Origin of the sequence: Erythrobacter sp., assembly GCF_036351135.1 — a bacterium.
Taxonomy (GTDB): Bacteria; Pseudomonadota; Alphaproteobacteria; order Sphingomonadales; family Sphingomonadaceae; genus Erythrobacter.
The window spans coordinates 177,378-200,712 of the sequence record NZ_JAZBON010000025.1; the positions used below are offsets into that span (position 1 = coordinate 177,378).

The 23,335-nt window shown below is 63.1% G+C and carries 24 protein-coding genes; 13 read left to right on the top strand and 11 right to left on the bottom strand.

Translation table 11 applies throughout. The features are described from left to right. Positions 1-6: 6 nt before the first annotated feature. Together dnaJ and dnaK are read right to left on the bottom strand one after the other, a co-directional pair. Positions 7-1,155 carry a molecular chaperone DnaJ gene (dnaJ, locus tag V2I30_RS07815; protein ID WP_330661552.1) on the bottom strand — a complete coding sequence of 383 codons (1,149 nt, stop codon included), beginning with the start codon at positions 1,153-1,155 and terminating at the stop codon, positions 7-9. 73 nt (positions 1,156-1,228) lie between these two features. Continuing rightward, on the bottom strand, positions 1,229-3,163 hold the full coding sequence (gene dnaK, locus V2I30_RS07820; RefSeq protein WP_330661553.1) for a molecular chaperone DnaK: 1,935 nt from the start codon (positions 3,161-3,163) through the stop codon (positions 1,229-1,231). A gap of 188 nt (positions 3,164-3,351) precedes the next feature. Between dnaK and V2I30_RS07825 the strand changes: the two genes are divergently transcribed. From V2I30_RS07825 to V2I30_RS07835, 3 genes are all read left to right on the top strand, one after another. Beyond that, positions 3,352-3,846 (top strand): copper chaperone PCu(A)C, encoded by a 495-nt coding sequence (locus V2I30_RS07825; protein WP_330661554.1) that lies wholly within the window; start codon positions 3,352-3,354, stop codon positions 3,844-3,846. Between the two features lie 65 nt (positions 3,847-3,911). Beyond that, positions 3,912-4,367, top strand: a complete 456-nt coding sequence (locus V2I30_RS07830) for a vgr related protein (protein ID WP_330661555.1) — start codon at positions 3,912-3,914, stop codon at positions 4,365-4,367. Then, positions 4,364-4,939: a hypothetical protein gene (locus tag V2I30_RS07835; protein WP_330661556.1), complete on the top strand. Its 576-nt coding sequence runs from the start codon at positions 4,364-4,366 to the stop codon at positions 4,937-4,939. Before V2I30_RS07830 ends, V2I30_RS07835 begins: the two co-directional genes overlap by 4 nt. 65 nt (positions 4,940-5,004) lie before the next feature. Here V2I30_RS07835 and V2I30_RS07840 read toward each other — a convergent pair whose 3' ends face one another. Genes V2I30_RS07840 through hrcA form a run of 3 tightly spaced genes read right to left on the bottom strand, consistent with a single transcriptional unit; the run spans position 5,005 to position 7,914 of the window. Further along, positions 5,005-6,204 (bottom strand): threonine synthase, encoded by a 1,200-nt coding sequence (locus tag V2I30_RS07840; RefSeq protein ID WP_330661557.1) that lies wholly within the window; start codon positions 6,202-6,204, stop codon positions 5,005-5,007. A gap of 3 nt (positions 6,205-6,207) precedes the next feature. Continuing rightward, positions 6,208-6,840, bottom strand: coding sequence for a nucleotide exchange factor GrpE (gene grpE, locus V2I30_RS07845; protein ID WP_330661558.1), 633 nt, complete (start codon positions 6,838-6,840; stop codon positions 6,208-6,210). Positions 6,841-6,858: 18 nt separating this feature from the next. After that, positions 6,859-7,914 carry a heat-inducible transcriptional repressor HrcA gene (gene hrcA / locus V2I30_RS07850; protein ID WP_330661559.1) on the bottom strand — a complete coding sequence of 352 codons (1,056 nt, stop codon included), beginning with the start codon at positions 7,912-7,914 and terminating at the stop codon, positions 6,859-6,861. Between the two features lie 78 nt (positions 7,915-7,992). Between hrcA and rph the strand changes: the two genes are divergently transcribed. Genes rph through V2I30_RS07870 form a run of 4 tightly spaced genes read left to right on the top strand, consistent with a single transcriptional unit; the run spans position 7,993 to position 11,447 of the window. Next, positions 7,993-8,706: a ribonuclease PH gene (gene rph / locus V2I30_RS07855; protein ID WP_330661560.1), complete on the top strand. Its 714-nt coding sequence runs from the start codon at positions 7,993-7,995 to the stop codon at positions 8,704-8,706. Beyond that, positions 8,703-9,338: an RdgB/HAM1 family non-canonical purine NTP pyrophosphatase gene (rdgB, locus tag V2I30_RS07860; protein ID WP_330661561.1), complete on the top strand. Its 636-nt coding sequence runs from the start codon at positions 8,703-8,705 to the stop codon at positions 9,336-9,338. Before rph ends, rdgB begins: the two co-directional genes overlap by 4 nt. A gap of 49 nt (positions 9,339-9,387) precedes the next feature. After that, positions 9,388-10,539 (top strand): radical SAM family heme chaperone HemW, encoded by a 1,152-nt coding sequence (gene hemW / locus V2I30_RS07865; protein WP_330661562.1) that lies wholly within the window; start codon positions 9,388-9,390, stop codon positions 10,537-10,539. Next, positions 10,536-11,447 carry a tyrosine recombinase XerC gene (locus V2I30_RS07870; protein ID WP_330661563.1) on the top strand — a complete coding sequence of 304 codons (912 nt, stop codon included), beginning with the start codon at positions 10,536-10,538 and terminating at the stop codon, positions 11,445-11,447. Before hemW ends, V2I30_RS07870 begins: the two co-directional genes overlap by 4 nt. A 29-nt stretch (positions 11,448-11,476) precedes the next feature. On the opposite strand, the gene V2I30_RS07875 is transcribed toward V2I30_RS07870, so the two are convergent. Genes V2I30_RS07875 through rsmI form a run of 4 tightly spaced genes read right to left on the bottom strand, consistent with a single transcriptional unit; the run spans position 11,477 to position 14,235 of the window. After that, complete coding sequence (locus V2I30_RS07875) at positions 11,477-11,956, bottom strand: hypothetical protein (RefSeq protein WP_330661564.1); 480 nt, start codon at positions 11,954-11,956, stop codon at positions 11,477-11,479. 55 nt (positions 11,957-12,011) lie between these two features. Beyond that, positions 12,012-12,971 carry a glutathione synthase gene (gene gshB / locus V2I30_RS07880; protein WP_330661565.1) on the bottom strand — a complete coding sequence of 320 codons (960 nt, stop codon included), beginning with the start codon at positions 12,969-12,971 and terminating at the stop codon, positions 12,012-12,014. 23 nt (positions 12,972-12,994) lie between these two features. Continuing rightward, on the bottom strand, positions 12,995-13,351 hold the full coding sequence (locus tag V2I30_RS07885; RefSeq protein WP_330661566.1) for a YraN family protein: 357 nt from the start codon (positions 13,349-13,351) through the stop codon (positions 12,995-12,997). After that, a complete protein-coding gene (gene rsmI / locus V2I30_RS07890; protein WP_442896913.1) occupies positions 13,348-14,235 on the bottom strand; it encodes a 16S rRNA (cytidine(1402)-2'-O)-methyltransferase in 888 nt (295 codons plus the stop codon). Before rsmI ends, V2I30_RS07885 begins: the two co-directional genes overlap by 4 nt. Before the next feature lie 37 nt (positions 14,236-14,272). Here rsmI and V2I30_RS07895 point away from each other — a divergent pair, with 37 nt between their 5' ends. From V2I30_RS07895 to V2I30_RS07915, 5 genes are all read left to right on the top strand, one after another. Further along, positions 14,273-15,484 carry a penicillin-binding protein activator gene (locus V2I30_RS07895; RefSeq protein ID WP_330661567.1) on the top strand — a complete coding sequence of 404 codons (1,212 nt, stop codon included), beginning with the start codon at positions 14,273-14,275 and terminating at the stop codon, positions 15,482-15,484. A 78-nt stretch (positions 15,485-15,562) separates the two neighbouring features. Then, positions 15,563-17,539, top strand: a complete 1,977-nt coding sequence (parE, locus tag V2I30_RS07900; protein ID WP_330661648.1) for a DNA topoisomerase IV subunit B — start codon at positions 15,563-15,565, stop codon at positions 17,537-17,539. Beyond that, positions 17,539-17,913, top strand: coding sequence for a hypothetical protein (locus tag V2I30_RS07905; RefSeq protein WP_330661568.1), 375 nt, complete (start codon positions 17,539-17,541; stop codon positions 17,911-17,913). The genes parE and V2I30_RS07905 overlap by 1 nt, the downstream gene beginning before the upstream one ends. A gap of 34 nt (positions 17,914-17,947) precedes the next feature. Beyond that, the gene (locus V2I30_RS07910) at positions 17,948-19,267 is read left to right on the top strand and encodes a serine hydrolase (RefSeq protein ID WP_330661570.1); all 1,320 of its coding nucleotides are present in this window, start codon (positions 17,948-17,950) and stop codon (positions 19,265-19,267) included. Between the two features lie 381 nt (positions 19,268-19,648). Further along, positions 19,649-20,191: a hypothetical protein gene (locus V2I30_RS07915; RefSeq protein ID WP_330661571.1), complete on the top strand. Its 543-nt coding sequence runs from the start codon at positions 19,649-19,651 to the stop codon at positions 20,189-20,191. A gap of 24 nt (positions 20,192-20,215) precedes the next feature. Here the strand turns inward: V2I30_RS07915 and V2I30_RS07920 are convergent, their stop codons facing one another. Next, complete coding sequence (locus V2I30_RS07920) at positions 20,216-20,662, bottom strand: hypothetical protein (protein WP_330661572.1); 447 nt, start codon at positions 20,660-20,662, stop codon at positions 20,216-20,218. A gap of 257 nt (positions 20,663-20,919) precedes the next feature. Between V2I30_RS07920 and V2I30_RS07925 the strand changes: the two genes are divergently transcribed. Next, the gene (locus V2I30_RS07925) at positions 20,920-21,789 is read left to right on the top strand and encodes an AAA family ATPase (protein ID WP_330661573.1); all 870 of its coding nucleotides are present in this window, start codon (positions 20,920-20,922) and stop codon (positions 21,787-21,789) included. A gap of 22 nt (positions 21,790-21,811) precedes the next feature. Here the strand turns inward: V2I30_RS07925 and V2I30_RS07930 are convergent, their stop codons facing one another. After that, positions 21,812-23,239, bottom strand: a complete 1,428-nt coding sequence (locus V2I30_RS07930; RefSeq protein WP_330661574.1) for a methyl-accepting chemotaxis protein — start codon at positions 23,237-23,239, stop codon at positions 21,812-21,814. Positions 23,240-23,335 lie beyond the last annotated feature (96 nt).

Below are 23,335 nucleotides of genomic sequence, written 5' to 3' on the forward strand. Positions count from 1 at the left end.
CATCACTCAGGCGCCGAATGCGTCCTTCAGCTTGGAGAAAAAGCTGCGGCTTTCGGGACATTCATCGCCGGTTTCAGTCTCGCGAAACTCTGCCAGGATTTCCTTCTGGCGGCGGCTCAATCTGGTCGGGGTTTCGACCTTGATCTCGACCACCAAGTCACCGCGCCCGCGTCCCTGCAGCACCGGCATACCGGCCCCGCGCACGCGCAACTGTTTGCCCGACTGGATGCCCGCGGGGATGTCCACATTGTTGGTCGAGCCGTCGAGATCGGGGATAGCGATTTCGCCCCCCAAAGCGGCGGTGGTGAAGCTGACCGGCACGCGCGTCGCCAGTGTCGTTCCCTCGCGCTCGAACAGAGCGTGCGGTTTGACGTGAATGAAGATGTAGAGATCGCCCGCCGGCGCGTCGCGCTGTCCGGCTTCGCCCTTCCCCGAGAGGCGAATGCGCGTGCCGGTATCGACGCCGGGCGGAATCTCAACCTCGATCGTCTGTGCGCGATCGACGCGGCCCTCGCCGCGGCAATCGCCGCAAGGTTCCTCGATAACCGCGCCGCGCCCGCCGCAGGTTGGACAGGGGCGCTCGACCACGAACAGGCCCTGTTTCGCGCGCACCGCACCCTGGCCGTGGCACAGATTGCAGGTCCGCTCGCCGGTTCCAGGCTTGGCGCCGGTGCCCTCGCAGGTGTCGCATGGCTGGCTGACCTCGATTTCGATCTCGGTCGTCTTGCCGTCGAACGCCTCGTCGAGGTTGATCTGCATGTCGTAGCGCAGATCGGCGCCGCGGCGCTGCTGCTGGCGCCCGCCGGCTCGGCCTCCGCCGCCGAAAGCGCTGCCGAAGATGGTTTCGAAAATATCGCCGATATCGGCGAAATCCTGCTGGCCCCGGCCACCGCCAAAGCCACCGCCGCCGCCATTCATGCCCTGCGTAAATGCCTCGTGGCCGAAACGATCATAGGCGGCGCGTTTCTGAGGATCCTTGAGGCATTCATAGGCCTCATTGCAGGCCTTGAACTTCGCCTCCGCCTGCGCATCGCCCGGATTGCGATCCGGGTGCCACTTCATCGCGAGTTTGCGATAGGCGCTCTTGATCGTCGCCCCGTCGGCATCGCGCGCGACGGAAAGCGTCTCGTAATAGTCTGTCTGGGTAGCTGCCATTGTCTTGATCCCAAAAGGTCATCGCCACCGATGCGCTTTGGCATCGGCGGCGAGTACCATTTCCATCAGGACATCAGCCCTTCTTGTCGTCGTCGACTTCGGAGAACTCGGCGTCGACAACCTCTTCGTCGTCGTCCTGCGAGGCAGCTCCATCGGCATCGCCCTCGGCCGACGCCGCGGCGCCCGCTTCCTGCTCCTGCTTGTAGATCTGCTCGCCCATCTTCATCGCCGCCTGGGTCAGCTCCTGCGACTTGGCGTTGATCTCGTCGGCATCGTCACCTTCGAGCGCGGTCTTGGTCGCGGCGAGCGCTTCCTCGACGGCCGACTTGGTTTCGGCGTCGATCTTGTCGCCGTTCTCTTCCAGCTGCTTCTCGGTCGCGTGGACGAGGCTGTCGGCCTGGTTGCGGGCCTCGGCCTGCTCCTTGCGCTTCTTATCCTCGTCGGCGAACTTTTCCGCATCCTGGACCATCTGGTCGATGTCGGAATCGGAGAGACCGCCCGACGCCTGGATCTTGATAGTCTGCTCCTTGCCGGTGCCCTTGTCCTTGGCACTGACGGAGACGATGCCGTTCGCATCGATGTCGAACGTCACTTCGATCTGCGGCACGCCGCGCGGAGCGGGCGGGATCCCGACAAGGTCGAAATTGCCCAGCAGCTTGTTGTCGGCCGCCATTTCGCGCTCGCCCTGGAAGACCTTGATCGTCACCGCGTTCTGGTTGTCCTCGGCGGTCGAATAGGTCTGGGTCTTCTTGGTCGGGATCGTCGTGTTGCGATCGATCATGCGGGTGAATACCCCGCCCAGCGTTTCGATGCCGAGCGAAAGCGGCGTCACGTCGAGCAGCAGCACGTCCTTGACGTCGCCCTGCAGCACGCCCGCCTGGATCGCGGCACCCATGGCGACGACTTCATCCGGGTTCACACCGGTATGGGGCTTTGTGCCGAAGAAGTTTTCAACCACTTCGCGGACCTTGGGCATGCGGGTCATCCCGCCGACCAGGATCACTTCGTCGATGTCGTCCTTCTTCACGCCGGCATCTTCGAGCGCCTTCTTGCAGGGATCGAGCGTGCGATCGATCAGCTTGCCGACCAGCTTTTCCAGATCGGACCGGCTGATTGTCTCGACCAGGTGCAGCGGTGTGGACGAGCCACCTTCCATGCGCGCGGTAATGAAGGGCAGGTTGACTTCGGTCGTTGCCGAGCTCGAAAGCTCGATCTTGGCCTTTTCGGCGGCTTCCTTGAGACGCTGCAGCGCGAGCTTGTCGGTCCGCAGGTCCATGTTCTCCTTCTTCTTGAACTGGTCCGCGAGATATTCGACGATCGCGTTGTCGAAGTCTTCACCGCCCAGGAAGGTATCGCCGTTGGTTGACTTCACCTCGAAAACGCCGTCGCCGATCTCGAGGATCGAGACGTCGAACGTACCGCCGCCGAGGTCGTAGACGGCGATGGTCTTGCCGTCTTCCTTGTCCATGCCATAGGCAAGCGCGGCCGCGGTCGGCTCGTTGATGATGCGCAGCACTTCGAGCCCTGCGATCTGGCCAGCGTCTTTCGTCGCCTGACGCTGAGCATCGTTGAAGTAGGCCGGAACGGTGATGACCGCCTGCTTGACGTCTTCGCCGAGATAGCTTTCGGCGGTTTCCTTCATTTTCTGGAGGATGAAGGCCGAAATCTGCGAAGGCGAATATTCCTCGCCGCCCGCTTCGACCCACGCATCGCCGTTCTTGCCCTTGACGATGTCGTAGGGGACAATCTCCATGTCCTTCTTGGTCATCGGATCGTCGAAGCGGCGCCCGATCAGGCGCTTGATCGCGAACAACGTGTTGTCGGGATTGGTGACCGCCTGGCGCTTGGCCGGCTGACCGATCAGGCGCTCGTTATCTTTGGTGAAGGCGACGATCGAAGGCGTCGTGCGCGCCCCTTCCGAATTCTCGATAACCTTCGGTTTTCCGCCATCCATGACAGCGACGCAGCTGTTGGTCGTACCTAGGTCGATACCGATTACTTTACCCATGAGTTTCCCATCTCTTCAATCATTGTTGGACACCGCGCCTTGCGCCTCCCGTCCATCGGCAAGGCAGCTCGGCGGCTCGAATATGCTTCGCGATATAGGTGCGCTTTCTCTTGGCACAAGAACCGCAAGCGCCTAGTTTTCGGCCATCCACAAGACACGTGCCAGAAGAAGGGGCAAAGCGACCCGCGATGACCAACTCACTACCTTATCTGCGAATTCTTCCTGCGCTCGCGCTCGCCGGCGCGGCTCTGACGCTCACTGCCTGCGAGGAAGAGGCCGCGCCCCCAGCCCCCGCCGCCGATGTCGTCGAGGGTCTGACCATCACCGATCCGCGCCTCGTGCTGGCGCCGGTTTCGGGCAATCCCGCGGCAGTCTATTTCGACCTTGCCTATGACGGAACGCGCGCGCTGACGCTCTACGATGCCGAGGTCGAAGGCGCAGGGAGCGCGACCATTCACCAGTTCGGCGAATACGATTTCAAGGTGCAGATGATGGAGGCGCTGCCCATACCGCTGACGCAAGGGACTGAAATCGCCTTCGAGCCAGGCGACTATCACGTCATGGCGATGGAAGTCTCACCCGAGCTGGAAGCGGGCGGCACCGCGAAAGTCACGCTCAAGCTTTCGGGCGGCGGCACGCACAGCTTCGATGCCGAAATCCGCGCCGCCGGGGACGAGCGCTGAACGAAGCGCACCCGGTCGATGCATCGCAAGCCGCACCTGCCTGCCCGGTAGGCGGCGAGCGGCACATGACGACCGGCGAGGTCGAGCTGGCGCGCGGCGTGTTCGGCGACGCGATCGATTACGGCGCGGTCAAGCTCAAGCGGCGCAAGTGGTTCCCCTTCCAGCCGCGCCGCGTCACCATGGCTCCGCGCGGCCATCTCCACTTTCATCCCGGCGGCACGTCCTATTGCGACGATTTCGCGGCCGAGACGCTGGGGCGGCAGGGGCTGCTGATCCACGAGCTGACCCATGTCTGGCAGACGCAGACGCGCGGGGAATGGTATCTGGTGCTGAACCGTCACCCCTTCTGCCGCTACGATTACGCGCTCAAGCCCGGCCAGCCGCTCACCAAATACGGGATCGAGCAACAGGCGATGATCGTGCAACACGCCTTCTGGCTGCGAAATGGCGTTAAAATTGCCGGGGTCGCCGACCGGGCGGCTTATGATGTGCTGGTGCGGTTTCCGGGCGCGACGCGTTGATCGAGTTCGAATTCGTCTTCGTCCTCTACGCGCTGGTCCTGGGCCTTTCGATGGTCGAGCTGTTGTCAGGCTTCGGGCGGGCGATGGAATACAAGTTCGCCCGCGATGCCGCGCAGAAGGCATTCGAGATCGGATGGTTGACGCCGCTCTTCGCGATTTTCGTCATGCTCGACCTCATCAGCTTCTGGGTTTTCGCGTGGGTGGTGCGCGACCTCATCACGGTCGACAGCGTGACGATTGCTGGCGTCACAGCCTTTGCCGCCTCCTACTATCTCGCCGCGCGCCTCGTTTTTCCGACACAGCCGCAATCTTTCACCGATCTAGACGTGCATTTCTACCGCGTGCGACGGATCGTGCTCGGCATTCTCATCGCGCTCGTCGTGGTCCAGTGGATCTATCTGGCGACGCAGACGAGCCTCGGCGCGATCGCGTCCAACCCGTTCGCGATCGGAATGACGGCGCTTTTGCTCGTTCTCATGCTCCTGGCGATGATATGGAGAAACGACCGGCTCAACACCGCGCTGCTAGGCGCTCTCATCGCGCGCTACCTGTTTCTTTACTTCGTCATTTAAGGCGCCGGGGCGAGCGGGAAATGGTCCGGTCGGAGGAGCCTGACAGGACGTGTCAGCGCAGACGTTCACAGCGAAGAAAGATCGGGCAATGCGTTTTTGCGCAGGCTTCCCGCACGTTCGGCGAGCGGGTATTTAAGGCCCGTCGCGCAATTGAACAGAACGACATCCTCGCCCTCCCCGACCCATCCGTTTGCCAGCGCTTCGCGATATGCCAGCAAGGTCGTCGCGCCTTCGGGACATAGGAGCAGACCGTCTTTAGCCGCGATTTCGTCGCGCGCCGCCAGAATGTCTTCCTCTGGCACTGCGATGGCACTCCCGCCGCTTTCCCGCACTGCGCGCAGGATGAGGAAATCGCCGATCGCCTTCGGCACTCTGATGCCGGAGGCTATCGTCGAAGCGTTCTCCCACCGCTCGGCATGCTCCTCTCCCTTGCGATAGGCAGCCACAATCGGCATGCAGCCGGTCGATTGCACGGCGAACAGTTTGGGCCGGTCCGGCCCGATCCAGCCGAGAGCTTCCAGCTCCGCGAACGCCTTCCACATACCGATAAGAGCCGTTCCGCCTCCCGTGGAATAGAAAACCGCATCGGGCAGCTTCCACCCGAACTGGAGGGCAAGCTCCAGCCCCATCGTTTTCTTGCCCTCGACCCGATAGGGTTCCTTGAGCGTCGACATGTCGAACCACAGTCCTTGGGCGGCGCCGCGCGAAACGATCGCGCCGCATTCGTCGATGAGCCCGTCGACCCGGTAGACGCGGCCGCCATGCGCGGCGATTTCGCGAACATTGGCCTCGGGCGTTTCGAGCGGACAAAGTATGATGCACTCGATGCCCGCACGGGCGGCATAGGCCGACAGGGCCGCTCCCGCATTTCCGTTGGTGGGCATGGCGATGCGGGTGACGCCGAGCTCCTTCGCCATCGACACCGCCGCGGACATGCCTCGCGCCTTGAAAGAGCCGGTCGGCAGGCGCGATTCGTCCTTTACGACAACGCCGCGGCCGCCGGAGCGCGGGATCGGCACGAGCGGGCTTTCTATCTCACCCAGCGTGACGATGTTTCGATCGTCGCGCACCGGCAGCAATTCCCGCCACCGCCACATATCAGCCCGGCGTGACGCGATTTCCTCACGCGATACAGCCTTTCGAACCGCATCGAGATCATAGCGGGCGAATAGCGGCTTTCCGGCGTCCGAAAGGTTGTGCAGTCGGCCTTCGGGATAGCGTTCCCCGGTGAACGAACACTCGAGGTGCGTCGCATAGCCGCCCATGCGTCAGTCCGGCTTTTTCGCCACCCCGACCATGGCGGGACGCAGCAGACGGTCCTTGATCATCCAGCCCGACTGCATTTCCTGCACCACCGTTCCCGCTTCGGCATCGTTGCTGGGAATCTCGATCATCGCCTGATGCTGGTTGGGATCGAGCGGCAGGCCGACCGCCGCGACGCGGGTGATGCCGTGTTGCTTGAAAACCTTCTCGAGCTCGCGCTGCGTCGCTTCAATACCGGTCACCAAACCCTTCATCTTGTCGTCTTCGCGCAAGCTATCGGGGATCGCCTCGACCGCGCGCGACAGATTGTCCCAGACGCTTAGTATGTCTCGGGCAAAGCCGGTCGCGGCATAGTTGCGCGCATCCTGAATGTCCTTCTCCGCGCGCCGGCGCACATTCTGCGCCTCGGCCTTGGCGTAGAGGACTTCCTGTTCGAGCGTCCCGACCTGCGCCTTAAGCCCGGAAATCTCGGAGGACGCGGCGATCGCATCGTGATCGACCCCCTCGTCGAAATCATCGAAACCTTCTCCCTCGGGCAGGTCGTCGCCTTCGAGGAACTCCTTGGGCACGCCTTTCAGCTCTTCCTTGACTTCCTGGTCCTGCGCGCCGTCCGCGCGCGGCTTGTCGTTATCGGTCATTGCTCAAATACGCTCATATCATGTGATGAATTTGCCCAGCGATCGGGCGGTCAGGTCCACCATGGGGACCACGCGCGCGTAATTCAAGCGAGTCGGCCCGATCACGCCGAGCACGCCGACCACCCGCCCTTCGAGGTCGCGATAGGGCGAGGCGATGACGGCGGAACCCGACAGTCCGAACAGCCGATTTTCGCTGCCGATGAAGATCCGCGTCGCATTCGCCTCGCGCGCGCTTTCGAGGAGCATGCCGACCGATTGCTTGTCTTCCAGATCTTCGAGCAGCGAGCGCACCCGCTCGATATCGTCCTTCGCCGCCTCGTCCAGAAGGTTCGCCGCGCCGCGCACGATCAGCACCGGGCGGCGGTTCGCATCCGCGCTCCAAACGGCAAGCCCGCGTTCGACCAGCGCGCGGCTCGCATCGTCGAGCTGACTCTGCCCGGTCTCGATCTCCGCCGCGATGGCCTGCGCCGCTTCGGCTAAAGTGCGTCCGGCGAGCCGCGAGGTGATGTAATTGCTCGCCGCTTCGAGCGATCCGAAAAGCCCGGTATCGAGGTCGATCACCCGGTTTTCGACCCCGCCATCCTCGCCCACCAGCACCGCGAGCGCGCGCTCCTTTCCCTCCGGCCCGGGGGCGAGCGGGACAAGGCTGAACTGCGCCAGTCGCGTCTCGCGCGTCGGCACCATTACCATCCCCGCCGCGCCCGATAGCTCGGACAGGAGCGCGCTCGTCTGTTGCAGCGCCTGTTCGACGGGGCCGCCCTCGGACAGGCGCTGCTCGATCTGCGCGCGCTCTTCGGGTGTGGGTTCGGCCACGCGCATCATGCCGTCGACGAATATTCTGAGACCGAGATCGGTCGGCATCCGCCCCGCGCTCGTATGCGGCGCTTCGAGCAGGCCCAGCCCTTCGAGCTCGGCGAGAACCGAGCGGATCGAGGCGGGAGAAAGGTTCAGCGCGCCGCCCTGCGCCAGCGTCTTCGAGCCGACCGGCTGCCCATCCTCGAGATAGCCCTCGACGACACGGCGGAAGATATCGCGGGCGCGGTCCGTTAGTTCGGTGATCGGGGGCGAGGCCATCGCGCCAACATGCGTGTTTGCGCTTGCCGCGGCAAGCACGCGGTGCCTATGGGCGCAGCGAAAGCCACAGGAGTAGGAATGCGACCTTCAGGACGTAGCGCGGACGAAATGCGCGCCATCGACATCGAAACAGGGTTTACCAAGCATGCCGAGGGGTCGTGTCTCATCAGTTTCGGCGACACCCGCGTGCTGTGCACCGCCAGCGTCGAAGAGCGCATTCCGCCCTGGCTGCGCGGCAAGGGCGAAGGCTGGGTCACGGGCGAATACTCGATGCTCCCGCGCGCCACGCACACGCGCGGCAGCCGCGAGGCGGCGCGCGGCAAGCAGTCGGGACGCACGCAGGAAATCCAGCGCCTGATCGGACGAAGCTTGCGCGCGGTGGTCGACCTGAAGAAGCTCGGTGAGCGGCAGATCACATTGGATTGCGACGTCATTCAGGCCGATGGCGGCACGCGCACCGCCGCGATTTCGGGCGCGTGGGTGGCGCTACGGATCGCGGTCAACACACTGATGGAGCAAGGCGCGATCCTCGAAGATCCAATCACCGGCAAGGTCGCGGCAATCTCCTGCGGTATCTACGAAGGCACCCCGGTGCTCGACCTCGATTACGACGAGGACTCAAGCGCCGATGCTGATGCCAATTTCGTGCTTATCGAAGGGGGACAGATCGCCGAGGTGCAGGCCACCGCCGAAGGCGCGACCTACGACGAGGAAGGCCTGCTACGCCTCCTCCGCCTCGCCAATATCGGATGCGAGCGTGTCTTCAAGGCGCAGGCGGATGCGGTAAAGTGACCCGGAAGCTCGCCGGCGGATCGCTGGTTATCGCGACCCACAATGCGGGGAAGCTGAAAGAGATTTCCGCGCTGCTCGAGCCTTACGGGATGAAGTGCATTTCCGCAGGATCGCTCGGGCTGCCCGAACCGCCCGAAACCGGCAAGACCTTCGTCGAAAATGCGCTGATCAAGGCGCGCGCTGCTGCGGAGGCTTCGGGGCTCGCGGCGCTTGCCGACGATAGCGGGCTCGCCGTCGATGCGCTGGATGGGCGGCCTGGGGTCTACACCGCCGACTGGGCCGAGCGGCAATGGTTCGAGGGCGATCCGGGGCGCGACTGGTACATGGCGATGGGCAAGGTCGAGGGGATGCTGCAGGAACTAGGCCCAGATACCGACCGCAGCGCGGCCTTCCATTGCGTGCTCGCAGTCGCGTGGCCCGATGGTGAGTACGTGGTTTATGAAGGCACCTGCCCCGGCGCGCTGACCTGGCCGCCGCGGGGTGAGATGGGGTTCGGCTACGATCCGGTTTTCGTGCCCTCGAGCCGCGAGGGTAACGAAACCTTTGCCGAAATCGATCCAACGGAAAAGCACGCGATCAGCCACCGCGCCGATGCCTTTGCGAAACTCGTCGTCGATCAGTTCGGCGACTGACCCGGCATTCCCGTTGCCGCGCGCCGGTGCGCGGCGTAAACCGATATCGATGGCCCGCGCTCTTTACATACACTGGCCCTTCTGCGCGAAGAAATGCCCCTATTGCGACTTCAATTCGCATGTGCGCGAGAGCGTCGATGTGGCGCGCTGGCAGGCGGCGCTGATCGCCGACATGCGCGCCGAGGCTGCGGCCGCGGGCGGCGAGAAGCTCGGCTCGATCTTCTTCGGCGGCGGCACGCCCTCGCTGATGCCGCCCGCGCTGGTCGCCGCGCTGCTGGAAGAGGCGGAGACGCTGTGGGGCTTCGCGCCCGAGATCGAGATCACGCTCGAAGCCAATCCATCCTCGGTCGAAGCGGCGAATTTCGCGCGGCTTGCAGATGCCGGGATCAACCGCGTGTCGCTCGGCGTCCAGTCGCTCGACGACACCATCTTGCGCTGGCTCGGCCGGTTGCACGGCGCGGATGAGGCGATGCGCGCGCTGGAGACGGCGCAGGCGCATTTCGCGCGGCTCAGTTTCGACCTTATCTACGCCCTGCCAGAGCAGACCTCAGCCGCGTGGAAGAGCGAACTTGCGCGCGCGCTCGCCTTCGGCACCTCGCATCTCTCGCTCTACCAGCTGACGATCGAGCCGGGCACGCGCTTTGCGAGCGATTTTCGGCGGGGCCTGCTGACACCGCTCGGCGACGATGAGGCGGCGGACCTGTTCGCGATGACGCAAGACATGACCCGCGCCGCCGGCCTCCCCGCTTACGAGACAAGCAATCACGCGCGGTCCGGCGAAGAGAGCCGCCACAACCTCACCTATTGGCGCTACCAGGATTATGCCGGGATCGGACCGGGCGCGCATGGCAGACGCGGCGGCTTTGCGACGGTGCGACATCGCAAGCCCGAAAACTTCCTGCGCGCCGTCGAGGAACGCGGCCACGGCATCGTCGAGCAACGCCGACTTCCGGCGCCCGAACAGGCTTCCGAAGCACTGTTGATGGGCCTGCGTTTGGCCGAAGGGGTGGACCTGGCCGTGCTCGAAAACCGGTTCGGTATCGAGCGCAAGGCCCTGATCGATGAGGGCAAATTGCGGCATCTCGAACAGATCGGCATGGTCTGGCGGAATGGCGCGCGTGTTGGCGTGACCGGTGCCGGCGCGCCGCTGCTCGATGCGGTGCTGGGCGAACTTGTCGCGGGCGAGCTGGTGCAGGCGTGAGCGAGGCGGCGCTGCTGGAGCAATGGGGCGCACATCTGGCGCAGGGTCGGCGGCGTTCGCCGCATACGGTGCGCGCCTATGTCGCCACCGCCCGGCGGCTGATCGCGGCGCGCGGGCTGACGACGCTTTGCGAGGTTGCGAGGGTGGAAGCGCAAGATCTGCGCGCCCATCTCGCCGCGCGCCGGGCCGAGGGTCTCGCCAACAGCAGCGCCGCGCGCGAATTGTCGGCGCTCAAATCCTTTATCGCATGGGCGCGCGCCGAAACCGGCGATCCCGATCCGACCGCGCCGCGCCTGCGCGGACCGCGGCTGAAGAAGGGTCTGCCCCGCCCCGTCACACCTGACGAAGCGGTGAATATCGCCGAAGAGATCGATGGTAGCGCCCGCGCGGAATGGATCGGCGCGCGCGACCGGGCGGTGCTGCTGCTGATGTATGGATCGGGCCTCCGCATCGCCGAAGCCTTGTCGCTGACGGGTGCGGATGCGCAGTTGGGCGATGTGTTGCAGGTAACCGGCAAGGGCGGCAAGCAGCGGGTGGTACCAATCCTGCCGATCACGCGCGAGGCGGTCGCGGCCTATGTCACTGCCTGCCCCTGGCCGCTCGGCACAGACGAACCGCTCTTTCGCGGCGCCAAGGGGGGCGCGCTGGCGCCCGGCATGGTGCAGAAGGCGGTCGCGCGGGCGCGCACGGCGCTCGGTCTTCCGGCAAGCGCCACCCCGCACGCTCTGCGCCATTCCTTCGCTACGCATCTGCTAAGTGCGGGCGCGGACCTGCGGTCCTTGCAGGAATTGCTCGGCCACGCCTCGCTTGGCTCGACGCAGATTTACACGAAGGTCGATGCGGCGAGCCTGCTCGAAACCTATCGCGGCGCTCATCCGCGAGCGCATCGTCGCAAGGACGAAACCTAAGGCTCTCGCTAACGAAAGCGCGTGGAAAATCACTGAAGCTCGGAAGGGATGCTCAGTGCCCCATTGGTCGCGGTCGAAATCTTTCGTGCTACTCGGGCAATTATTGTCAGAGTGAAGGGATCATCCGGACCCGCTTGCAATCCACAAGCCTTTATGCCGGTCACTCTCATGGTCACCGCCACGGAAGTGATAGCATCCCACCGTAGGAAGATCGGCTTGAAGACAAGCGCAAGACCGGGCCAAACTGAAATCCGAAGTCCGCTCTTACAAGCGATCAGGCTCACAAAGCCCTGAATATACGGCCCGGGCAACGGCCTGCCCGGCTTTGCAACAAACAGGGATTGAAGATGGTAGCGCGAGATGACCGGATCATTCGGTCGATCCGGAAAAAGCTCTTCAAGCCGAGACCAACCCATGATTCGGCGAGCGAAAATAAGCACCAGTACGAGCAGTATCGCCGCGAACAGCAGCATTCCACCAATTGCGAACGGAAGATGAGAGTCGTCCATCGCGTCCCCCCTTGCGCAACGCGACCCGCGCAAGGTTGTGACCGAGATTCGAACCTCAATCAAGTGCTCGCAACCGCGCCTCGATCGCGTCCCAAATCATTCCGGCCAAATCCGTCCCGTCGAACTCGGATATCGCCACAATTCCGGTCGGCGAGGTCACGTTGATCTCTGTCAGGTATTTTCCCCCGATCACGTCGATGCCGACGAAAGTTAGGCCGAGGCGCTTGAGGTCCGGCCCCATCGCCTCGCAGATTTCTACCTCGCGCTCGGTAAGCGTCGTCGCCTCCGCACTTCCGCCCATGGCCAGGTTCGAACGGAACTCGCCTTCGCCCGGTATCCGGTTGATTGCGCCCGCTATTTCGCCGTCGATCAGCACGATCCGCTTGTCGCCGGTCGCGACTTCGGGGAGGAAGGGTTGCACCATGTGCGGCTCGGGCCAGGTCTGGTTGAAGACCTCGAACAGTGCGGTGAGATTGTCGCCATCCGCCGGCACGCGAAAGATCGCCTTGCCGCCATTGCCGTGGATCGGCTTCACCACCACCGCGCCGTGCTCGGCCATGAATCGCTTCACCTCGTCCACCGAGCGCGTGACCAGCGTGGGCGGCATGAAGCGGCGATAATCGAGCACCATCACCTTTTCCGGGGCGTTGCGCACGCTCGCCGGATCGTTGACCACCAGCGTCTCACCCGCGATCCTCTCGAGCAGGTGGGTGGCGGTGATGTAGCCCATGTGGAACGGCGGATCCTGCCGCATCAGCACGACGTCGATATCGCGCCCGAGATCGAGCCGCCGCGCCTTTTTCTTCTCGAAATGATCGCCCTCGACACGGCGGACGGTGACGGGAAAGCATTCGGCGAACAGGCGATCCCCGGCATCGAGCGTCAGGCTTTCGACGTGATATTCGAACACCTCGTAGCCCCGCTCCTGCGCGTCCAGCATCAACGCGAATGAGCTGTCGCCGGCGATTTTGATATTCTCGATCGGGTCCATCTGGACCGCCACTTTCAGGCTCATCCCAACTCCGTTTTTGGTGATGTTCAGGGCATCCACGCATTCTCGATGTGGCGGGGACGGGTGCCGGGCGCAAGCAGCAATACGTCGATGCGAATGTCGTCGCAGGGCCCGGCATATTCGTGCGCGACGATCTCGACCGCTGCGGCGACGCGCGCGAGGCGGCGTTCGTCGATGGCGGTGGCAAGATCGGCGCTGCGGGCGCGCCATTTGACCTCGATAAAGGCGGTCATGCCGGGGCGCTGTGCGATGAGGTCGATCTCTCCGAGCTTGGTTTTCACCCTTTCGGCAATCACCTGCCAGCCCTGCTGCATGAGCCATTGCGCCGCCTGCGCCTCGGCTTCGCGGCCTTTGCGGTCGGCGATAATCCGCTTTTCGTTCATTCGCCGCGTAACTCCACCGCGCGGGCATAGAGCGTCTGCCGCTCCAATCCGGTGAGCTTCGCGACACGCCCCGCCGCCTTGCTCGCGCTCATTTCGCCGAGCGCCTCGCGTAGGAGTGCGTCGGTGTCGAAACTCTGCTCCTCGTTCTTCGGCGGCCCCACCAGCAGCACGATCTCTCCTTTGGGCTGATGCGCGCTGTAATGTTCGGCGAGTGCCTGGGCGGTGCCGCCGCGCGCCTCCTCATGCAGCTTGGTGAGTTCGCGCGCCACCACCACCTCGCGCCCAGGCCAGATGTCCGCCAACGCGGCAAGGCTCTTCGCCAGGCGCGGTCCGGTTTCGTAGAAGATCAGCGTCGCCGCGGCCGTCCCGACTTCATCCAGCACCTCGCGCCGCGCCTTGTCCTTGACCGGCAGGAAGCCTGCGAACAGGAAACGATCGGTCGGCAGACCGGACAGGGTCAGGCCGGCAATCGCCGCGCATGGCCCCGGCAGCGCCGTCACCGCGACGCCCGCGCCGCGCGCTTCGCTGACAAGGCGATAGCCCGGATCGGATACGAGCGGCGTCCCCGCATCGCTCACCAGCGCGACCGCCTCCTTCTGCGCCCGCTCCAGCAACCGCGCGCGCCGTTCGGCTGGCGCATGGTCGTCGTAACGCTGCATCCGCGTGTCCACCCCGATCGCCTTCAGCAGCTTGCCCGTCACCCGCGTATCCTCGCAAGCGATCAGCGCGGCCCGGCGCAACACGTCGATGCTGCGGAGCGTTATATCGCCGAGATTGCCAATCGGCGTGGCGACAATATAGAGACCGGCATCGAGCGGTTCGGCAGGCGGCGTTGCACCGGGCAACACCCGCTCTTGCGCCGGATCGGGGGACCGTGTGCTCACACCCGGTCTTTGCAGCACCTCCGAGGGGTCGGCAAGAATGAAGCGATTGGTGAAGGCGATTTTCGGCGCGGGTCGCGCGCGTTCGTTCACAAGCGCGGGAACCGGGCGGTTCCTCGCTCTGGCGGGCGCGGCGGGCGTACTTGCGGGCTGCCAGGTGGTGCCGCGCACCGAAACCGTCTCGGCCCCACCGCCGCCCACCGCCGCTCCGTCGCCCAGTCCGACCGCGCTGCCCACCGACACGACGCGCCACCGCGTGGCGCTGCTGGTGCCGATGGGGGGAAGCGCGGCCGATGTCGGCCAGTCGCTCGCCAATGCGACGACCATGGCGCTGCTCGACACCAATGCCGAGAACCTTCGCCTGACGACCTACGATACGTCGCGCGGTGCCGGCGAGGCGGCGCGCCAAGCGATTGCCGATGGCAACAAGCTGATCCTGGGCCCGCTTCTCGCCGACAATGTCCCCGCGGTCGAATCGGTTTCCGGACCCGCCGGCGTTCCCGCGATCGCCTTCTCCAACGATGCAACGGTGGCGAGCGGCGACGTCTTCGTGATGGGCCACATCCCCGAACAATCGGTCCAGCGCTCGATCCAATATGCGCGCGGCAACGGGTCGAACAACTTCGCAGCGCTCCTGCCCGAAGGCGACTACGGCCAGCGCGCCTACAAGGCGCTGCAGAATTCGCTCGGCGATTATGGCGGCAATCTCGTCGCGTTCGAGCGTTATGCGCGCGGCAACACCTCGATCGTCGGCGCGGCGCAGCGGCTGCGGCAGCGGGGCGGCTACGACACCGTGCTGATTGCCGACGGCGCGCGCCTATCGATTCAGGCGGCGGGGCAATTGCGCAGCCAGGGGGCAGGAAATACGCGCCTGATCGGCACCGAATTGTGGAGCGGGGAATCAGCGCTGACGCGGGCGCAGGCGGTCGAGGGCGCGCTGTTTTCTGCCGTTTCCGATGCCCGCTTCCGGCGCTTTGCGGAAAGCTACGAAGCGCGTTTTGGCGCCCGCCCCTATCGCATCGCGACGCTGGGCTACGATGCCGTGCTGCTCGCGCTCAGGATCGCGCGCGGGTGGGAGGTCGGCGACGACTTTCCGGTGCGCCAGCTTTACGACAGCGGCGGCTTCCTGGGCGTCGACGGACCGTTCCGCTTCGCGCGCAGCGGCGTGGCGCAACGCGCGCTCGAAGTGCGACAGGTGCGGGATGGCGATATCGTGGCCGTCGACGCTGCACCTTCGAGCTTCGGCAACTGAAGCGCTCGCGCGCTCACTTGCGCATAAGGATCGCCCCGGTCTTGTGAGCGCACCGTGCGCGCGCCATATCCTGTGATGATGGCCGAAGACCTCTTCGAAAACGCGCCCGCGACCAGCGGCGACTACGATTCCTCCTCGATCGAGGTGCTGGAGGGGCTCGAACCCGTCCGCCGCCGGCCGGGCATGTATATCGGCGGCACGGACGACCGCGCGCTGCACCACCTCGCCGCCGAAGTGCTCGACAACGCCATGGACGAAGCGGTTGCGGGCCATGCAAGCCGGATCGAGGTCAAGCTGGAGGAAGGCAACCGCCTTTCGATCAGCGACAATGGACGCGGCATCCCGGTCGACGAACATCCCAAGTTTCCGGGGAAATCGACGCTCGAAGTGATCCTCTCGACGCTCCATTCGGGCGGCAAATTCTCGGGCAAGGCCTACGCGACCAGCGGCGGGCTTCACGGTGTCGGGGTGAGCGTCGTCAATGCGTTATCCTCGCATACACGCGTAGAGGTAGCGCGCGACAAGCAGCTTTACGCGCAGGAATTCTCCAAGGGCCAGACGCTCGGACCTATCGAGGTGGTAGGCGCGGCGCCAAATCGGCGCGGCACCACCGTCACCTTCACGCCCGACAGCGAGATCTTCGGTAACCGGCAGTTCAAGTCGCACCGCCTGTTCAAGCTGGCCCGCTCCAAGGCCTATCTCTTCGCAGGCGTCGAAATCCGCTGGAAATGCGCCGAAAGCCTTGTCTCCGAGGACGTCCCCGCCGAGGCCGTTTTCAAGTTCCCCGGCGGCCTTGCCGATCACCTGGCCGAGCAGGTGGGCACGCGCGAATGCGTTACCGCTCAGCCCTTCACCGGGCAGCAGGATTTTCCGGACGACCAAGGCCGCGTCGAGTGGGCGATCGCCTGGCCGCTCTATTCCGACGGGTCGACGAGCTGGTACTGCAACACCGTGCCCACCCCTGATGGCGGCACGCATGAACAGGGTTTGCGCGGCGCGCTGACAAAGGGGCTTCGCGCTTTCGGCGAATTGACCGGAACGAAAAAGGCCAAGGACATCACCGCGGATGACGTGATGAACGGCGCCGAAGTCATGCTCAGCGTCTTTATCCGCGACCCGCAGTTCCAGTCGCAGACCAAGGACCGCCTGACCTCGCCGGAGGCTGTGCGCCTCGTCGAAAACGCCGTGCGCGACCATTTCGACCATTTCCTCGCCGACAATATGGAGCGCGGCAAGGCGCTTCTCGGCGAAGTGATGGAGCGCATGGAAGAGCGCCTGAAGCGCAAGCAGGAACGCGAGATCAAGCGCAAGACGGCGACCAATGCGAAAAAGCTGCGCCTGCCTGGAAAACTTACCGACTGCTCCGGCGAAGGCGACCGCGAAACCGAACTGTTCATCGTCGAAGGGGATTCGGCCGGAGGCAGCGCCAAACAGGCGCGCGATCGCAAGACGCAGGCGATCCTTCCGATCCGCGGCAAGATCCTCAACGTCGCTTCCGCCACCGCCGACAAAATCCGCGCCAACAGCGAAATCGCCGACCTGGGCCTCGCGATGGGCTGCGGCACGCGCAAGGATTGCGATGCGGAAAGCCTTCGCTACGACCGGATCATCATCATGACCGATGCGGATGTCGACGGCGCGCACATCGCGACGCTCCTGATGACGTTCTTCTTCCAGGAAATGCCGGATATTGTCCGCGAGGGGCACCTCTTCCTCGCCCAGCCCCCGCTCTATCGCCTGACGGCGGGCAAGGAGAGCCGCTACGCCCGCGACGATGCGCACCGCGCCGAGCTGGAGGAGACGGTGTTCAAGGGCAAGAAGGTCGATGTCGCGCGCTTCAAGGGCCTTGGCGAAATGAACCCGCAGCAGCTGCGCGAAACCACTATGCATCCCGACACACGCAGCCTAGTTCGCATCACCCTGCCCCAGGAATTTGAACAGCGCGCGAGCGTTAAGGAACTGGTCGATCAGCTGATGGGCCGCAACCCCGAACACCGCTTCAACTTCATCCAGAACCGCGCGGGCGAAATGGACCGCGACATGATCGACGCGTGATGGCCGAAAGAGGCGAGCGCCCCGACCCCAACACCGAGGACATCATGGCGGGCGATCGCCGCATTTCGCGGCCCGACGCCTCGCTGCCCGATTGGGAAGTGCCCGACAGTGCCTATCGCCCGATCCCCATCGTCTGGTTCACCGGCGCGATGGTGGGGCAGATCGCGGTGTTGTTCGCGCTGCTCTGGCTGCTTCCCTATGTGCCCGGACTTGTGATCGTCGGGGCTGCCGGTATCGCCACCGGATTGATTGCCGCCTGGACCTGGGCGCGCGGCATGGCGGGGGCGGCGCAGGGTTGGCGGATCGCGACCGGGGTGGTGCTCGCATTGCAGCTGGGACTGGTTCTGCTCGCGGTGATCAACACGCAGGTGTAGGGGTGCCTGGTGTCCCGCCCGATCGGAGAGATTTATGCACCGTAATGCCCAGTTCGCCCTTCCCATCGCGCTCGCTGCCCTTGCCCCGCTCGGCTTCGCCGTGCCCGCTGATGCGCAGGACGGCGAGCCAATGGTCCAGGAACCTGCCGAGCAATACGCGCTCGAAATGCGCGCGCGTCAGGTGGTCGATCTCGTCAATGGCGACATCGAGCCGGAGGCGATCTTCACCGACAGCTTTCTCGCCTCGGTCCCGCCAGCGCAGTTCAAGGCGATCTCGCAGCAGCTGACCTCGCAATTCGGCGCCGCGCTGGCGGTAGAAAGCCTCGACGTGCCCGGGGGCATCCGCTCGGGACTGGCGCTGCGCATGGAACGCGCGATTGCGCGCGGCGGCATCACCATCGATCCCGAAGACGAGAACCGGGTCAGCGGCCTCCTTTTCCAGACCTTCGATCCGATCGGCGACAGCCCGGAGAAGATCGCCGCCGATCTGGCCGCGCTGCCCGGCACCAGTAACGCCCTCCTCGCGCGGCTCGGCGACCTCGACAATCCGGTCTTCGCGCACAATCCGGAGACGCAGCTGGCGCTCGGTTCGACGTTCAAGCTCTACGTGCTCTCGGCGCTCACCGGTGCCATCGAAAGCGGACGGCTTGCCTGGGACACGGTCGTCCCGCTCGACCGCAAATCACTGCCGAGCGGACAGATGCAGGATTGGCCCGACAATTCGCCCATCACGCTTCACACGCTCGCGGTGATGATGGTCTCGATCAGCGACAACACCGCGACCGACCAGCTGATTGGCGTGCTGACCCGCGAAGGCGTGGAGGCCGAGCTGATCGCGAGCGGCAATGCCGATCCCTCGCGCACGATCCCGCTTCTGACCACGCGCGAGCTGTTCGGCTTTCGCGGGGTGAGCGAGGCGTTCCTTGCCCGCTACCGCGCCGCCGATGACGAGGCCCAGCGCGCAATCCTGGAAGCTTTGACCGAAGACGACGTCTCGCAGGAGCAAGTCGAGCAGACGTTTGCCAGCGAGACGCCCGGCGCGATCGACATCGAATGGTTCGCTTCCCCGCGCGACCTCGCCGGCCTGCTCACCCGCATCAGTGCCTATGAAAGCGACACCGCGCTCGGTGTGATGGCGGTGCGCCCGAGCCTGCCCGACAGCGCCCTGGCGCAGTGGGACTATGCGGGCTTCAAGGGCGGGTCGGAACCGGGCGTGCTCAACCTCACCTGGCTGCTGCGCGACGAAGCGGGCGAGGACTGGATCCTAACCGCTGGCTGGAACAACCCGGAGTCCAAGGTCGAAACCGCGACCCTCGAAGCGATCGCTCAGCGCATCCTGGCGCTGCCCCGCTGACCCCTTGCGCGCTTCCTATTGCGATCCAGTATATAGAAATGTCATGAGAACAAAAGGAAAACTTATCGCTTTCCTACAATCTACGGGACCAACTATCGACGGGTTCCCTGGCGAAAGCCTATAACAGGAGCACCTATGTCGATCATTGTGACCGGAAAGAGAGAGCAATAGTCCGACGGATCGTTCGTACTGAATTATTCGATATCTACGGATGGAGTACCGGGCGTACGATTTTACACCCCGCGAACCATTCCAGAAGACGGCTCTACACCACAAAATACAATCGAAGTCTCAATCCGAACCGAGAAAACTGATCCCAATACAGATCAGAATGATCTCAATGAAGCGGCCAAGAAACTTGCTGCTGCAGTCATTCGAATCTTGGAAAAACTCGATGCTGCCAACGCTCTGCAAACCGTAACCATATTGAATCGGACGATTTCGGTTGCGACCCTTCGCGCAGAGTTAGTGGGAACTGCATTCACCGTCACCGACAGGACAAACTTTAATAATAGAGGTGTCGGTTCGGCCGAGTTTGTACCCATTGGACAAAACAACGACTTTATCAACTACGGGTCGATTATTGGGGACGGACAAGGATCTGATTACTATGGCGACTCATCCTACGTAGATAACTCCGGAATGCACGCTTTGGTTTTACATGAACTTGGACATATGAACCAAATCGCCCATGATTTTTGGGAATTGAGAGTCGATGTGCAACGGCTCGACCCCACCTCCTCGGGCGATTTCTACTCTAGCGAATACGGGGCGAATAACGAAGCTTTTGCTGAAGAGATGGGTCAGCAGATGGCTAGCTTGATTGGCCTGAATCTGTATAGCGCGAGCACCGGAAATCATCCTACACCCAGAGACCCGAAAGATATTTACCGGTCAAACACCGGGCAACCGTATCCAAACTAGGTCGCAGACTTCGCGGAGGCAGCATCAGTCACGCGTTGCTGCCTCCATACCATCTTTTTCATGTGGTGGCGGCTCCGGGGGTGGTGGAGTTGGAATGCCGCATAGCAAAACTACGACACAACGGATAAACTCAACCGAATCTTTCTCGGCGATGTCGAAACCCAAATACAAATCATTTTCCACGAGCTCCGTTTCATCCCTATTAACGACAAACTCAGAGATTAGCTTCTCGGTATAACGGACCAGCGTCTCATCATCATGAGAATACTTGATGTCGATACACTCACCAACTTTGCCATTGGTTGAAACTCTACATCCAATAGCTGAAACTTGAAACCGCTTGAGGGAAGTTGCACTCAGCGCCTCGCGCATCAACTGAGCGGATGGTGTTTCGAAAAATACTGCTTGCTCTTTCGCGAAAGCGTGTTTCGCATAAATACGAAGCTCAGGCTCGGCTTCCAACTGAGCCATTTGTTGCTTCGTCGTGCTCTGACAGCCCGAAGCACCAAATAAGAACAACGAAATGACCGTGCACGTGAAACTTCTACTAAAAGTTGTCATTCCTATTTCTCGACCCTCAAAACGCTCTATTACGCGTCAGTTACTGCTGCCCAATTGCGTGCCTTACAACGGCATTGTAGCTACTTTCCTATCGAAAGCCATGGCCTTGCGTGCGATGGCGTACCCGCTTATCGCTCCTGCGCGAAAAAAGTTTTTAAGGGAAACTCATGAGCGACAACCAGACCGAGCAGCAGCGTTTCGAAGGCACCAGCGACTATATCGCGACCGAGGATCTGAAGGTCGCCGTCAACGCCGCCGTCACGCTGCGCCGCCCGCTGCTGGTCAAGGGCGAGCCTGGCACCGGCAAGACCGTCCTCGCGCATGAGATTTCCACGGCCATCGGCGCGCCGCTGATCGAGTGGAACGTCAAGTCGACCACCAAGGCGCAGCAAGGTCTCTACGAATACGATGCGGTTGCGCGCCTGCGCGACGGGCAGCTCGGCGAAGAGCGCGTTCACGACATTCGCAACTACATCAAGAAGGGCAAATTGTGGGAGGCCTTCACCAGCGAGGAGCTTCCCGTCCTGCTGATCGACGAGATCGACAAGGCGGATATCGAGTTTCCGAACGACCTGTTGCAGGAGCTCGATCGGATGAGTTTCGATGTGTACGAAACGCAGGAGCGGATCGAGGCGAAGGAACGTCCCATCGTCGTCATCACCTCGAACAATGAAAAGGAACTGCCCGACGCCTTTCTGCGCCGCTGTTTCTTCCATTACATCAAGTTTCCCGACCGCGAGACAATGCAGTCGATCATCGACGTGCACTATCCCGGCATCCAGAAAACCCTCGTCAAGAAGGCGATGGATATCTTCTACGAGCTGCGCGAAGTGCCGGGCCTCAAGAAAAAGCCCTCGACCAGCGAACTGCTCGATTGGCTGAAGCTGCTGCTGAACGAGGATATGCCGCTCGAGGTGCTGCAGGACAGCAATCCCAACAACGCGATCCCGCCCCTGCACGGTGCGCTGCTCAAGAACGAGCAGGACGTGATGCTGTTCGAACGGCTCGCCTTCATGGCGCGGCGCAACCCGAACTAATTCGCAAGCGGAAAAGCCCCCGTCAGGCCTTGTCCATCAGATGCTGGTATCCGCCCAGCATGTAGGCGAATTTGAGATCGCCCCAGCGCCTGCCCTGGATGAATAGCGGCACGTAGACGCTGCGCACGATGTAATAGTTCTTGCCATCGCCTTCCTGCCGGAAGACCGACATGCGATAAGGCGCGTTGCTTTCGAGCGCCGCTTTGTCGGCCAGGTCCATGACGATGCGTCCGTTGCGGCAGAAGCGCGTATCGTGAGCGACATCGCCGGTCGGCGCCTTGGAGAACATATCGATATGGGTGGGCATGTGCCCATCCATGTTTGCGCAAACCGCTGCGACGCAATCGTCGACCTGATCGGTGATGCTATTGAGGATCGGCTTCCATTCCCGCTCGGCGTAGTTCGTGAAGCGCGTCGTGAACCTTTCCGGGTTCGATCCTGGTATGCACTTGTAATCGGTGTCGAAGACGTCCGCGACCGACACGATATTTTTCTCGATCCCCTCTTCGACCGTCTTGAGCAGCTTGCGCGCGGTGGCCTGCGCGTGGTCGACCATCGCGCTGTCGCGTGGTGAAAGACCCGTTTGAACCAACTCGTCGAACATGTCGTTGGCGGTCATCTCAAGCTCTTCCATGCGCTTTTGCGCGCCGTTGAGCTGTTTCTCGTTGGATCGCCCGGCCTCGTCGAAACTCGTGAGCACCCGCTGGACGGCATCGACATGGCCGCTGATCGTACCGGTCGAGCGCGCGATGACGTCGTTCTGCTTGTCGACTTCCTCGACGAGCTCGCCGACGCTCTCGATCGTGCTTTCGATCCGGGCAACCGATTCCTTGGCCTGCCCGCTCGCCTTGGAGCCTTCCTCGATCCGGGTGATGACGACGCTCGCTTCTTCGCCCAGCGCATCGATGGTCGAGGCGATCTCCTCGGTCGCCTTGCGCGTATCGTTGGCCAGGCTCTTCACCTCGCTCGCCACCACCGCGAAGGTGCGTCCGGCGTCGCCCGCCCGCATCGCTTCGATCGTGGCATTCAGCGCGAGGATATTGGTGGTTTCGGCAATGTCGTCGATATCCTGCGCGCTGCGGCGGACCTGCTCCATCGCGGCGGAAAAACTGGTGACGTGCTGGCCGAGCGTGTCGACGAGGTCGAGCAACGAGCCGATCTGCCCGAGCGAAGACTGGATGAGCGACGTCCCCTCGCCCAAACGCTCGATGGCACGTTCGGACAGCAGCCGCGCTTCATCGCTTGCCTCGGCGACCTTGTCCTGATCCGCTTCGAGCGCGCTGACGGTGCCGCTGAGCGCCTCGTATTCCTCGCGCAGTTTTTCCGACGACTGGATGACCGCCTCGACAACGCCGGCAACATCGGCGCAGCCGACTGTCACCGCCCCGCATCTTTCCGGGATGGCATCAAGCGCGGCAGCGTTCGCGGTGTCGATTTCGATCGGCTTCATGGCGGTGGCGTCCCCTGAATGGCCCCGCCCTAACTCCGATATGGTTATCGAAGGTTTAAGGGGTCGCGCAAAGGTCGCGATCGAGAAGACTGGAAA